This window comes from Bacillus vallismortis (assembly GCF_040784915.1).
Taxonomy (GTDB): domain Bacteria; phylum Bacillota; class Bacilli; order Bacillales; family Bacillaceae; genus Bacillus; species Bacillus subtilis_G.
Genome location: NZ_CP160797.1, coordinates 3,642,277 through 3,655,769, shown reverse-complemented (window position 1 = coordinate 3,655,769; position 13,493 = coordinate 3,642,277). Strand labels below are relative to the sequence as shown.

10 protein-coding genes are annotated in these 13,493 nt (G+C 45.0%); 6 read left to right on the top strand and 4 right to left on the bottom strand.

All coding sequences use genetic code 11. The annotated features are described in order from the left end of the window. Positions 1 to 29: 29 nt before the first annotated feature. The 3 genes from ABZM97_RS18255 to ABZM97_RS18245 form a co-directional block, all read right to left on the bottom strand. Positions 30 to 1,364, bottom strand: coding sequence for an MFS transporter (locus ABZM97_RS18255; protein WP_253268600.1), 1,335 nt, complete (start codon positions 1,362 to 1,364; stop codon positions 30 to 32). Between the two features lie 30 nt (positions 1,365 to 1,394). Then, entirely contained in the window at positions 1,395 to 1,961 is a 567-nt protein-coding gene (locus ABZM97_RS18250) for a TetR/AcrR family transcriptional regulator (protein ID WP_253268599.1), read from the bottom strand. A 77-nt stretch (positions 1,962 to 2,038) separates the two neighbouring features. Beyond that, positions 2,039 to 4,531: a PEP/pyruvate-binding domain-containing protein gene (locus ABZM97_RS18245; protein WP_367387050.1), complete on the bottom strand. Its 2,493-nt coding sequence runs from the start codon at positions 4,529 to 4,531 to the stop codon at positions 2,039 to 2,041. Positions 4,532 to 4,948: 417 nt separating this feature from the next. On the opposite strand from ABZM97_RS18245, the gene ABZM97_RS18240 reads away from it, so the two are divergent. The 4 genes from ABZM97_RS18240 to hag all read left to right on the top strand — a co-directional run bounded on the left by ABZM97_RS18240 (position 4,949) and on the right by hag (position 11,415). Next, positions 4,949 to 5,179 (top strand): CsbA family protein, encoded by a 231-nt coding sequence (locus ABZM97_RS18240; protein ID WP_087991534.1) that lies wholly within the window; start codon positions 4,949 to 4,951, stop codon positions 5,177 to 5,179. A gap of 183 nt (positions 5,180 to 5,362) precedes the next feature. Beyond that, on the top strand, positions 5,363 to 7,348 hold the full coding sequence (gene uvrB / locus ABZM97_RS18235) for an excinuclease ABC subunit UvrB (RefSeq protein WP_087991532.1): 1,986 nt from the start codon (positions 5,363 to 5,365) through the stop codon (positions 7,346 to 7,348). A gap of 7 nt (positions 7,349 to 7,355) precedes the next feature. Beyond that, the gene (uvrA, locus tag ABZM97_RS18230; RefSeq protein WP_367387049.1) at positions 7,356 to 10,229 is read left to right on the top strand and encodes an excinuclease ABC subunit UvrA; all 2,874 of its coding nucleotides are present in this window, start codon (positions 7,356 to 7,358) and stop codon (positions 10,227 to 10,229) included. Positions 10,230 to 10,590: 361 nt separating this feature from the next. Beyond that, positions 10,591 to 11,415: a flagellin Hag gene (hag, locus tag ABZM97_RS18225; protein ID WP_202327964.1), complete on the top strand. Its 825-nt coding sequence runs from the start codon at positions 10,591 to 10,593 to the stop codon at positions 11,413 to 11,415. A 188-nt stretch (positions 11,416 to 11,603) separates the two neighbouring features. Here the strand turns inward: hag and ABZM97_RS18220 are convergent, their stop codons facing one another. Next, positions 11,604 to 11,834: a hypothetical protein gene (locus ABZM97_RS18220; protein WP_087991528.1), complete on the bottom strand. Its 231-nt coding sequence runs from the start codon at positions 11,832 to 11,834 to the stop codon at positions 11,604 to 11,606. A gap of 217 nt (positions 11,835 to 12,051) precedes the next feature. On the opposite strand from ABZM97_RS18220, the gene ABZM97_RS18215 reads away from it, so the two are divergent. Together ABZM97_RS18215 and ABZM97_RS18210 are read left to right on the top strand one after the other, a co-directional pair. After that, positions 12,052 to 12,378 (top strand): hypothetical protein, encoded by a 327-nt coding sequence (locus ABZM97_RS18215; RefSeq protein WP_087991527.1) that lies wholly within the window; start codon positions 12,052 to 12,054, stop codon positions 12,376 to 12,378. 24 nt (positions 12,379 to 12,402) lie between these two features. Continuing rightward, positions 12,403 to 13,491, top strand: a complete 1,089-nt coding sequence (locus tag ABZM97_RS18210; RefSeq protein ID WP_367387048.1) for a DUF4097 domain-containing protein — start codon at positions 12,403 to 12,405, stop codon at positions 13,489 to 13,491. Positions 13,492 to 13,493: the final 2 nt, after the last annotated feature.

Here is a 13,493-nt window from a genome sequence, read left to right as displayed (position 1 = left end):
AAGAAGATGCGGTGCCGGGCTGTTTTGAATTACGCTGAGTTTTTCTCCAACCGTGCCGTTTCATCAGATTTGATGCCTAATGAAACAAAAACGCCAATGATGGACACAGCAAAGAGAATGATAAATAGGGTGTGATATCCCGATATCAGACCGATTAAGGCTGATGAAATGATGCTTCCGAAATAACGGAAGGTCGAGAAAATTCCGGACGCCGCTCCTGACATGCCAGGATCTACTGTGGCAAGCGATGACACCTGCATGCTGGTCAGTCCGACTCCGGACGCCAGCCCGCCCAGGATAAGAGAGAGCATGAGGAACAAGACGGAATGCGAGCTGCTTAACAGCATAAATAATAAATTGGCTGCAGCCATCATGGCAAATGAAAGAAAAATGATTTTCTTTGCTCCCCATTTGTGATGGAGCTGTGCGCCCGCCCAGTTGCTCGCCGACATAAAGATCGAAAATACAGAAAGCGCCATGCCGCTGTTAGACGTATTAAGCCCAAATTGGTTCGTCATGAATAATGGCATAATCAATAAGATGGCATACATCATTAGATTGCTCAACAAGACTGATAGATTGGCATTTGTAAAGGTTGAGCTTTTAAACAGTGTAAAATCGATAATTGGGTGCTGTGTGCGTTTTTCTCTTCTGAAAAAAAGCGGAACAAAAAGAAGTATCAATACACTGTATACCGCATAGCCCCATGAAGCCTCATTTTTCGTCAGCAGGATAATTGAAACGATACTGCCCGCAAGCAAGACAGACCCGATAATATCCAGCGGCGCTTCAGATTTATTTTCTTTATATTGAGGGAACATGATTAATGCCGTAAATAAAGCAATGGCGAGAAACGGGATGTTGACCCAAAAAATCGAATGCCAGCTGAAGCTGTCAATCAGCATAGAGCCGATGAAAGGCCCGAGTGCTGCTCCAAGTCCCGCGCCAAGCCCGAAAAACCCAAATACTTTCGGAAGACGTTTTTCTGAAACAACGTGACGGATAATGGCAATGCTGTTTGGCGTAAGCAGTGCGCCGCCGACAGCCTGCAATGCCCGAAATACAATCAGCAGCAGCAGGCTCGGTGAGAGGGCGCAGCCTAGAGATGCGATAAGAAATAGACCGACGCCCCATAAATACATTGTTTTGTTGCCGTACATGTCACCGAGTTTTCCAGCGATCGGCTGTGTGACGGCCATTATGATTAAATAAACGGTAACCACCCAGGTGATGCTTGTGATGGACTCGTTATACGTATGGGATATAGATGAGAGCGCGACCGCGATCATCGTTGAGTTAATGGGAACCAGGATGGCCCCCAATAATAACGAGACGATCAGCGCCCATTCTTTTCTTGAACTCATTGGGATCCTCCTTTTTTTATGCCAAGGAGTTCATCGAGAGATTCCTTTGACAAATAAAGCAGTGCTATGCTCCAGCATTTTTTCCTGAGGCATTGAAATCACCCGGTCTCCTAAATGGAGGCGGTGAATAAAATAACCGAAAATGAGCGACATGAACACGTCCGCATGCTCCGCTTCATTTCCTGTCTGAATAACCCCTTTTTCACCCATTTCTTTGAGATAATCAACCAATAGCTGTTTCATAGATTGGGGATATTCAGTTACGTGGTTGATGACATCCTGAAACATGGCCGGTTCACGAAAGCTGATTTTAATCAAATCTTTTCTATGTTCGAGCTCCTCCAAGAGACAGGTTCCGATATGCAGCAGGTCTTTGTGCAAATCGCCTTCTGTTTGCTCCAAAATGCGGCTCCTGTTTGGAGAAGGCTGAGAAAGCAAAGCCTCGACTAGCCCCTGTTTGTTTTTAAAATTCCTGAAAATCGTCGCTTCACTGACATTTGCTTTTTCTGCGATTTCTTTTGTAGTCGTTGCGCGATATCCTTTTTTGACGAGCAGCTGCATGGCAGCGTCAAGGATTCTCTTGTTTGTCGGTCTCAATACGTTTCACCTCGCGAATATACTGGCAGGACAAGTATACACCTGCCCCGCTTGCATAAGAAAGGGGGGAGAAGGCGTTAGGCCCGGCTGACAACTGTGATTTTGCCGCTGCTCCCGTCAACAGTGATGATGTCTCCGTCTCGAAGTCTTTCTGTTGCAGTGCGTGTGCCGAGAACGGCGGGAATGCCGTATTCGCGAGCTATAATCGCAGCGTGAGACAATATGCCGCCTGTATCTGTAATAATCGCTTTGGCGTCTTGAAACAGGCTGGTCCATAGCGGTGTGGTCATTTTGCAAACGAGCACTTCACCAGAAGCGAATTGAGAAAATTCACTGGCGTCCCGAATCATTTTCACCGGACCTGTTGCCATGCCGCTTGATGCCGCAATGCCAAAGATATGATCCTCCGTGTTTTTTTCATCCTCTATCACGGCGCCGACAATTTCTTCAGCGACTTTGAGCTGTTCTTTTGTCGGAGTACCGAGGTAGGCAGGGGCTTTGGCAAGCTCATACTCGTGAAAGGCCTGTCTGCGTTTTTCAGCCTTTTCTTGCAGGGATACAGGGTGAAGTAGCGCGTTTTCCACTTCATCATCATATAGGAACCAAAGGTCTTCACGATCTTGAATGACACCGTTTTCCGCCAGTAACTCACCGACCTTCAGCAAAAAGACCCTCGCCTTGGCATCCAGCATGGCGTCAATATAAAAGTGGTGGTCATCCATTATATTTGCAGCGTTCAGCGTCCACTGATAATAACGGTTGAATTCCTCTTGTAAATTGGGATCCTCTATATTTTTCAAGAAGTCATGGTATAATTTCTCTCGTTTTTCTTTCGTTTTCTGAAATTCATTGTCAAAATGATAGCCATTGCGGACGTAATTTTGAATATTGGCCAGAGCAAAATACGGATTTTCTGCCCAGATCTGTTCAATCAGATCATGGCTCTTTACAGACCTCCACCCGTAGTCCTGTAAAAATTCATGGATGTTCCTCAGGAAGTGTCTGCCCTCATCAGTTTGTTCCAATTTTTCCTGAAGCTGTTCCGGCTCAGTGTTTTCAAAAATGAACAGCAGGTTCGGGTTTTCCTGCACTTTAACGGAATAGAGCCACAGGCAGCGGTCAGTTTCCAGTGATTTGTTCATTTTGCCTGTCAGCATCTCGTAAAAATGAGCGGTTTCGGACTCGCCTTGAATGTGCTGGTACATCGCTTGCAATTTGTTTGTCAGAAGCATTTGCGGGAAAACAATATTGAAATGCTCATCATAAGCCGTGAGATAAAAGGCTTTTAATTTCCGAAAAGCATCAAGTGCGCTTTCAGCAGTATGATCAGTTTGTGCGAGCTGATCCAGTATCTCGTAAAATGGAAGGTACGTGTGTTTGATGATGTCATACATACGCTCCGATAATATCGGAAAAAGCTCTTTGCCGCAGTCCTCATCAGGCTGCTGCCCGCCTTGGTTTTTGGAATAAATGTGCCCGCGATAAAGCTTCACTTCTTCTGTAACTGCCCCGATCGGAAACTTTTGCATGTTTTTCTTCAAGCCGTATTCCATGGCCGGTACAATGATCGAAGAAAATAGCGGACTCACCGGACCTTCAATATTTGACTCCATGTTGAGCCAAAAATCATTCATATCAGCGTCGGTAATCATGAAGCTGCGTTCTTCCTCTGCCGCTTTTTTGTCCTGTTCAATCGTTGTAATCGGGCGAGCCTGCAGAAGGTATACTTGATGATCTGCAATTCCGAATTCTAGATCGACTGGATACCCGTACAGGTCTTCGGTTTTTTTTGTGATTTCAGTCAGTTCAAACACTTGTTCATCTGTAAGGCAAAAACGGCTGCGCATGTCTTCGCTCGTTTCTCTTTCAGTAATTCCTTCTGCCGCGGACTCTATGTAGATTTCTTTTGCACCTATTTCTTTCTGAATCTCAAACGAAGATTTATTGACTATAAATGTGTCTGGGGTGACACTTCCTGATACAACAGCTTCCCCCAAACCATAGCTGGCGCTGATTAATAGCTCTCTATCATCATGGGTAACAGGATTGCGGCTGAAAATTACACCTGATACGTCTGAATCGATCAGGCCCTGAACGACAACACCCATTAACGGCTCTGCGATCTGGTTGTTCATTTTTTTCTTATAACTGCTGACTCGGCCGGAGAAGAATGAAGCCCAGCATTCTTTCACTTTAGCTAGAAACTCTTCCTCTGTTTTGATATTTAAATAGGTTTCATATTGCCCCGCGAATGAAGCGCCTTCTAAATCTTCCGAGGCAGACGAAGAGCGAACGGCAACGGAGCGATATGATTCTCTTAACTTGTAAAAGGAACTTGTCAGCTCATGTTTCAGTTCTTCAGAAAATGTTCCGCCGATGATCTCGTTTTCGATATTTTCGCTAGTCTCATGAAGTTGGTTATCCTCCATAAAACGGGTGAGCGCATTCGTCTGAATGATAAAGCCGTCCGGAACAGGAAGCCCGTGTTTGGTCAGTTTAATTAAATTCATGCCTTTTGCGCCAGCCAGCTGGCTGGACGCTTCTGCTTGGCGAAATAAAAAAGAATACATATTTGAAACCCCTCTTTCCTTCCTTTTTTTCTCTCTAGTCTTTTATGACGGAGCCTGTGGTCAAAAAATGATAGTGAACACTATCGCTCAATTGTAGATTTTTAGGAAAATGATGTCAAAAGCAGAAAGTCCTAAATAAAATATCATCAAAAGTGCAGCTTAACTAGTGCTGTCCGCCTATTTATTCTCGGGGGCGCTCTTCTATGCCGGCGGGCTTCAATATCAAGCTAAGGCTTACTGCCCTTCATACAAAAGTACCGCAAATGCTTCTGTCGGCCGGGGCAAAGTGCAAAGATGGTGATTGATGTCGCCTGAAAAAGGGTATGGTGTAGAAAGAGGGAACGATTGCACGATTGTCCGATTCTTCATTTTTTACTATAATCAGATCAGATGAAGAATCCCTGAGGAGGGTTTTTGTTGATTACAAAAGCCGTTTTTGCATTGTTTTTCCCTTTTATGCTTGTTGTCCTTTTTTCAAGAGTCACTTTTAATCATTATGTGGCGATCGCCCTGACAGCTGCATTGCTGTTTGCCTCTTATTTAAAAGGCTATACAGAAACGTATTTTATTGTAGGATTGGATGTTGTGTCTCTTGTGGCTGGCGGACTGTACATGGCCAAAAAAACTGCCGAGAAAAAAGAAGAGTAAAACGGACATAATGAATATAACGACGAATTCCTGCTTTTACGTTTTAAAAGCAGGTTTTTTATACATGAAAACAGCTGGAAATAAAAAACCACCGAACTTTAGTTCGTATTTTTAGTGATTTTACATTCCATTGTGTTACTATATCTATAGGAAGATTTCGTTAAAGAAACGGAGGCTTATTTTGTGAAAGATCGCTTTGAGTTAGTCTCGAAATACCAGCCCCAGGGAGATCAGCCGAAAGCCATTGAAAAACTTGTAAAAGGAATTCAGGAGGGCAAGAAGCATCAGACTCTGCTGGGTGCGACAGGAACGGGTAAAACATTTACAGTGTCTAATTTGATTAAAGAAGTCAATAAGCCGACTCTCGTGATTGCCCATAACAAAACCCTTGCCGGACAGCTTTACAGCGAGTTCAAGGAGTTTTTTCCGAACAACGCTGTCGAGTATTTTGTCAGTTATTATGATTATTATCAGCCGGAGGCGTATGTGCCTCAAACGGATACGTTTATAGAAAAAGACGCCAGTATTAATGATGAAATTGATAAACTGAGACACTCCGCCACATCGTCTCTGTTTGAGCGGAGAGATGTCATTATTATCGCAAGTGTGTCTTGTATATACGGTCTCGGTTCGCCTGAAGAATACCGGGAAATGGTCGTGTCACTGCGGCCTGAAATGGAAATTGAGAGAAATGAGCTGCTCAGAAAACTTGTAGACATCCAATATGCCCGCAATGATATCGACTTTCAGCGCGGGACATTTCGTGTGCGCGGAGATGTAGTGGAAATCTTCCCTGCATCTCGTGATGAACACTGTATTAGAGTCGAGTTTTTCGGTGATGAAATCGAAAGGATCAGGGAAGTGGACGCCCTGACAGGAGAAATTCTCGGCGACCGCGATCATGTTGCGATTTTCCCGGCGTCCCACTTCGTAACGCGGGCCGAGAAAATGGAGAAAGCGATTCAAAATATCGAGAAGGAGCTTGAGGAGCAGCTGAAGGTCATGCACGAAAATGGCAAGTTGCTTGAAGCGCAGCGTTTAGAGCAGCGGACAAGATATGATCTTGAGATGATGCGGGAAATGGGTTTCTGCTCCGGCATTGAGAACTATTCAAGACATTTGACGCTTCGGCCTCCGGGTTCAACGCCGTATACGCTTCTTGATTATTTCCCTGACGATTTTATGATCGTGGTAGATGAGTCGCATGTGACGATTCCTCAGGTGCGCGGCATGTTTAATGGGGACCAGGCGCGGAAACAGGTGCTCGTGGATCACGGCTTCCGTCTTCCGTCAGCACTTGATAACCGTCCGCTCCGTTTTGAAGAGTTTGAAAAGCACATGCGCAACATCGTGTATGTATCAGCAACGCCAGGACCGTATGAGATTGAGCATACGGATGAAATGATCGAGCAGATCATCCGTCCGACGGGGCTTCTTGACCCGCTTATTGATGTGCGCCCGATTGAAGGCCAGATTGATGACTTGATCGGCGAAATTCAAGCAAGAGTCGAACGGGATGAACGGGTGCTCGTGACAACCTTGACGAAGAAAATGTCAGAGGACCTGACGGATTATCTGAAGGAAATTGGCATTAAAATAAACTATTTGCATTCAGAGATTAAGACGCTTGAACGGATTGAAATTATCCGCGACCTGCGCCTTGGGAAGCATGATGTGCTTGTCGGCATCAACCTGCTGAGGGAAGGCCTCGATATTCCCGAAGTATCTCTCGTTGCGATTTTGGATGCGGATAAGGAAGGCTTCCTTCGTTCGGAGCGTTCTCTGATTCAGACCATCGGACGGGCAGCGAGAAACTCTGAAGGCCGCGTCATTATGTACGCAGATAAAATGACGAAGTCTATGGAAATTGCGATGAATGAAACAACACGCCGCCGTGAGCAGCAGGAGCGGTTTAACGAAGAGCACGGCATTACGCCGAAAACCATAAATAAAGAAATTCGCGATGTCATTCGCGCCACAGCAGCAGCTGAGGATAAAGCCGAATACAAAACAAAAGCCGCGCCGAAGCTGTCGAAAATGACGAAGAAAGAACGCCAGAAAGTCGTTGAACAGATGGAGCACGAAATGAAAGAAGCCGCCAAGGCGCTTGACTTTGAAAGAGCCGCGGAGCTTCGCGATTTACTTTTAGAGCTAAAAGCGGAAGGATGATGAACACATGGCTATGGATCGGATAGAGGTGAAGGGAGCCAGGGCGCATAACCTGAAAAATATAGATGTAACGATTCCAAGAGACCAGCTTGTCGTTGTTACGGGTTTGTCTGGATCAGGGAAATCCTCCCTGGCCTTTGACACCATATATGCAGAAGGACAGAGACGGTATGTTGAGTCGCTGTCTGCCTATGCCCGCCAGTTTTTAGGGCAAATGGATAAGCCGGATGTTGATGCAATTGAGGGGCTGTCTCCCGCCATCAGCATCGATCAGAAAACAACGAGCCGCAACCCGAGGTCAACTGTCGGTACGGTAACTGAGATTTATGATTATCTGCGTCTTTTGTATGCGAGAGTAGGGAAGCCTCATTGTCCGGAACACGGAATTGAGATTACATCGCAAACCATCGAGCAAATGGTCGACAGAATTCTGGAATACCCGGAACGGACGAAGCTTCAGGTGCTGGCCCCGATTGTCTCTGGCCGGAAAGGCGCTCATGTCAAAGTGCTTGAACAGATTAGAAAACAAGGCTATGTCAGAGTCAGAATTGACGGCGAAATGGCTGAGCTTTCTGATGATATTGAATTAGAAAAGAATAAAAAGCATTCGATTGAGGTTGTCATTGACCGGATTGTAGTGAAAGAAGGCGTGGCGGCCCGTCTGTCAGATTCATTGGAAACGGCGCTCCGTTTAGGTGAAGGACGAGTTATGATTGATGTCATCGGTGAGGAAGAGCTGATGTTTAGTGAGCATCACGCCTGCCCGCACTGCGGATTTTCAATCGGCGAGCTGGAGCCGCGCCTGTTTTCATTTAACAGCCCGTTCGGAGCGTGTCCGACGTGTGACGGTCTCGGAATGAAGCTTGAAGTGGATGCGGATCTCGTCATCCCCAATCAAGATTTGTCATTGAAGGAGAATGCAGTCGCCCCTTGGACACCGATCAGCTCACAATATTATCCGCAGCTGCTTGAGGCGGTCTGCACCCACTACGGCATTGATATGGACGTGCCTGTAAAAGATCTGCCGAAGCAGCAGCTGGATAAAGTGCTGTACGGCAGCGGAGACGACCTGATTTATTTCCGTTATGAAAATGATTTTGGGCAAATACGTGAAGGCGAAATTCAATTTGAAGGCGTATTGCGAAATATTGAAAGACGCTATAAGGAGACAAGCTCCGATTACATTCGTGAACAAATGGAGCAGTATATGTCCCAGAAGTCTTGTCCGACATGCAAAGGCTATCGGTTAAAGAAAGAGGCGCTTGCCGTGCTGATTGACGGACGCCACATTGGCAAAATTACCGAGCTGTCTGTCGGAGACGCGCTTGATTTCTTCAAAGGCCTTACCCTTTCTGAGAAAGATATGCAGATTGCCAATTTGATCTTGCGTGAAATTGTGGAGCGTTTAAGCTTTCTGGACAAAGTCGGCCTTGATTACCTGACACTGAGCAGGGCAGCGGGAACATTGTCCGGAGGAGAGGCGCAGCGTATCAGGTTGGCCACTCAAATCGGTTCGCGCTTATCGGGTGTGCTTTATATTTTAGACGAGCCGTCTATCGGCCTGCATCAGCGTGATAACGACCGCTTGATCAGCGCCCTGAAAAATATGAGAGACCTTGGGAACACGCTGATTGTCGTCGAACACGATGAGGACACGATGATGGCAGCGGATTATTTAATTGATATTGGACCCGGCGCCGGCATCCACGGCGGACAGGTGACATCCGCGGGTACGCCGGATGAAGTGATGGAAGATGCAAACTCATTAACGGGCAGCTATTTATCAGGGAAAAAGTTCATCCCATTGCCTTCTGAAAGAAGAAAGCCGGACGGACGTTTTATTGAGATTAAAGGCGCTACAGAAAACAACCTGAAAAAGGCGAATGCCAAGTTTCCGCTAGGAACATTCACAGCGGTTACAGGGGTGTCCGGCTCAGGAAAGAGCACACTCGTCAATGAAATTTTGCACAAGGCGCTGGCGCAAAAGCTCCATAAAGCAAAAGCGAAGCCTGGCAGCCATAAAGAGATTAAAGGCTTGGATCACCTGGACAAAGTCATAGACATTGACCAGGCGCCAATCGGAAGAACGCCGAGATCCAATCCCGCGACATACACCGGTGTGTTTGACGACATTCGCGATGTATTCGCGCAGACAAATGAAGCGAAGGTCCGCGGCTATAAAAAAGGCCGTTTCAGCTTTAACGTGAAGGGCGGCAGATGTGAAGCGTGCCGCGGCGACGGAATTATTAAAATTGAAATGCACTTCCTTCCTGACGTGTACGTTCCATGCGAGGTATGCCACGGCAAACGCTACAACCGGGAAACGCTTGAAGTGACGTACAAAGGAAAAAGCATCTCTGATGTGCTTGATATGACGGTTGAAGACGCTCTTTCTTTCTTTGAAAATATCCCGAAAATCAAGCGTAAGCTCCAAACCCTCTATGATGTTGGGTTAGGTTACATTACGCTCGGACAGCCGGCAACAACCTTGTCGGGTGGAGAAGCGCAGCGCGTGAAGCTTGCGTCTGAGCTGCACAAACGGTCCACAGGGCGAACGCTTTACATTTTAGATGAGCCGACGACAGGTTTACACGTCGACGATATCGCCAGACTCCTTGTCGTGCTTCAGCGATTGGTGGACAACGGAGATACAGTACTCGTCATTGAGCATAATCTTGATATCATTAAGACGGCGGATTATATTGTGGATCTGGGGCCGGAAGGCGGAGCCGGAGGCGGAACCATTGTTGCGTCGGGAACGCCTGAGGAAATCACGGAAGTCGAAGAATCATATACAGGCCGCTATTTGAAGCCTGTTATAGAGCGAGACAAAAAACGCATGAAAACGCTCTTGGAAGCGAAAGAAACGGCTACATCTTAACAATATTCTTTTCAGAGGAAGCTTGTCAGCAAGTCCATTATTGGACTTAGCAGGGCAAGCTGACTTTATGGTATAACGAGAAAAGAAAAAATTTGCGATCTTTAGAGGCATTTTTTCAAATGGGGAAAATTTCTTTGGGAAAACGCCTAAACATTTACATAATACTGCCGATATATGGATTGAAGGGCGTACAATGTATTCCATATTAAGCAAAAAAGTCCTTTATATGAAGGGATTTGAAGGTATCCTTTATGGATGGTCTATATAACAGCCAGACGCTTTACTGGAATCACGCGCCAGAAATCGAAGAAAAGGAAGTCTTTGATTTCAAAAAACATATATACATGGAGGTATTTTACACATGAGAATTAACCACAATATCGCAGCGCTTAACACATTAAACCGTTTAGGCTCAAACAACAATGCAGCCCAAAAGAACATGGAGAAGCTTTCTTCAGGCCTTCGTATCAACCGTGCGGGGGATGACGCAGCAGGTCTTGCGATCTCTGAAAAAATGAGAGGACAAATCAGAGGTCTTGAAATGGCTTCTAAAAACTCTCAAGACGGGATCTCTCTTATCCAAACAGCTGAAGGTGCATTGACTGAAACACATGCAATCCTTCAACGTATGCGTGAACTTACTGTTCAAGCAGGAAACACAGGAACACAGCAAGCTGAAGATCTTGGTGCGATTAAAGATGAAATGGATGCACTTATTGAAGAAGTTGACGGCATTTCAAACCGTACTGAATTCAACGGTAAAAAGTTATTAGATGGAACTGAAACTGATGGTTTCACTTTCCAAATTGGTGCAAATGCTAGCCAACAGCTTACAGTTAACATTGACAGCATGTCAGCAAATGCTTTAGGAGTAGACACACTTAATGTAAAAGATTTTGCTACTACTCCTTTTGATACTCAACTTGAAAGTATTGATACTGCAATCAATAACGTATCTAAACAACGTGCTAAACTTGGTGCGGTACAAAACCGTCTAGAGCACACAATCAACAACTTAGGCGCTTCTAGTGAAAACCTGACAGCTGCTGAGTCTCGTATCCGTGACGTTGACATGGCGAAAGAGATGAGCGAGTTCACAAAGAACAACATTCTTTCTCAAGCTTCTCAAGCGATGCTTGCTCAAGCGAACCAACAGCCGCAAAATGTACTTCAATTATTACGTTAATTTCTGAACGGCTATCGTTCTTTCTGGTAGTCACAGCTTGCCGGCAGTGTCCATTCTTTGGATATGCCGGCAGGCTTTTTTTGTTATAATCATTGTGTGTCACTTGTTTCTTCAAAATAAAAAAGGCAAGATATTGTCATCTAACCTTTCTTTGTTTCAGTTATAATCATTTGCAGCTTTTTCTGCCATTACAACGTCTTCTTATACAACTGTTTGCTTACACTCATTAAATCTTGAACAATATGCGTATTACTGCTGTCGAGCAGCACTTTTATATATTGAATATCGTGAGAGATCGGAATGGGTCCGTGAATCTGTTCAAGCTCAGCGATCATTTCACGATTCATTCGTTTTTGTTCATGAATCAGCTTTAACACCGATTCTTGTGTTACTGTATAGTCACTGGGATCTTTATCCATTGCTTGTCCAGCCTCCTTGATTGCCGTAAGCTTTTTACATATTGTAATCGGTACAGCTCTAAGATTCTACTTCTAAAACTTTTTAAAATCCAATTTCCGTAAATCGGAGCATGTCTAAAGAATGAATGTGAAACCTGAAGAGGTTTTAAACGTATGAATAAGTAAAACGTCCCTGACCTTTTGTCATGGGTAATTCACTATAGGAGTGTGGAATGAATTGAACCGTAATCAAGCTATTATTGCATCACTTTGTTATTTCAGTGTGTTCATCGCGCCGATCATTGTGCCGATTGTCGCTTATTTTGTTGTAGATGAGAGAGAAACAAAACGTCATGCGATACGTTCTCTTATTTCTCACATCGTTCCTTTTGCTGGCTGGCTGGTCCTTTTTATCGCTTTTCTGGGCGGAGCCATTGCAATTGATGGAGACAGCCTGCTGCCTGTATTTGTGATGATTGGTGGAGCGGTTATTTATTTCTTAGTTGTCATTGGCATTATGATTTGGAATGTGATTCAGGGTATTAAGGTGCTGCGCGCAGCATAAGTAGACAATGGGGAGGAGATCGCAATGAAGCAAGAAAAGGAACGAATCCTTAAGCTTGTGGAAGAAGGGAAACTGACAGCACAAGAGGCTTTGACACTGATTGAAAAGCTTGACAGCGACTACAAGGAAAAAGAAGAAAAAATCACAGCGCTCTCAGTTTATGTACATGATGAGGAAGAGCCGTTTACAGCAGCAAAAGGCAAGCCGTCTTTAGGAGCCAAGCTGTTTGACTGGATTGATTCTGCGGTGAAAAAGGTCAAGGAAGTTGACCTTGATTTGAACTTTGGCCATGCGTATGATGTTCAGCACATTTTTCAATTTAAAGATACTGCCCTTTCCAGTGTTGACTTGCAAATCGCCAATGGCAGTGTGAATATCGTTCCTTGGGATGATGAGGATATCAGAGCGGAATGTCAGGCGAAGGTATATCGCGTTGACAGCCAGGATGCGGCGAGACATGCATTTCTTCAGCATATTGAATGTGAAATCAAAGGTAATAAATTTTTTATCCGTACTGAGAAGAAAACGATGAAAACCAATGTGACTTTATATATTCCTCAGAAGGAGTATGATAAGATTCGGGTGAAGCTGTTTAATGGTCCTGTCAGAGGGGAACATTTACATGTAAAAGAGTTCTCGGCGAAAACGACAAACGGCGTGCTGTCGTTCTCGCATTTAACAGCTGAAAAAGCCACAGTGGAAACGGCCAACGGGCAAATTAAGCTTGCAAGCCACAACTGCGGCACGATAGAAGCGGAAACCATTAACGGATTGATCGATCTCCGCGGGAGAAGCGAATCGATTGACGTTCAAAGCTTTAACGGAAATATTGCGATGAACGTAACAGAATCGGATTGCCGCTCCATTTATGCAAAAACGACGACTGGAAATGTGGAGCTTGCGATTCCGGACGATCTTGCCGTGAAGGCAGAGCTGAAAAGCAATCTTGGTTCGCTGTCTCATGAATTAATGGATGTTGAGATGCTGAAAGAAAAAAATGATACTATTCAAAAAGAAATGATGTTCACTTCAAATCAGGCACATGATCAAAACATCACCGTCTTCTCAGAATCATTAACAGGCGCCATCAAACTAAAGTACTCACAGAGGTGATC

Coding starts and splice junctions, on each gene's coding strand:
- ABZM97_RS18255 (WP_253268600.1), bottom strand. CDS start 1,364: ATGAGTTCAAGAAAAGAATGGGCGCTGATCGTCTCGTTATTATTGGGG.
- ABZM97_RS18245 (WP_367387050.1), bottom strand. CDS start 4,531: ATGTATTCTTTTTTATTTCGCCAAGCAGAAGCGTCCAGCCAGCTGGCT.
- uvrA (WP_367387049.1), top strand. CDS start 7,356: ATGGCTATGGATCGGATAGAGGTGAAGGGAGCCAGGGCGCATAACCTG.
- hag (WP_202327964.1), top strand. CDS start 10,591: ATGAGAATTAACCACAATATCGCAGCGCTTAACACATTAAACCGTTTA.
- ABZM97_RS18220 (WP_087991528.1), bottom strand. CDS start 11,834: ATGGATAAAGATCCCAGTGACTATACAGTAACACAAGAATCGGTGTTA.
- ABZM97_RS18210 (WP_367387048.1), top strand. CDS start 12,403: ATGAAGCAAGAAAAGGAACGAATCCTTAAGCTTGTGGAAGAAGGGAAA.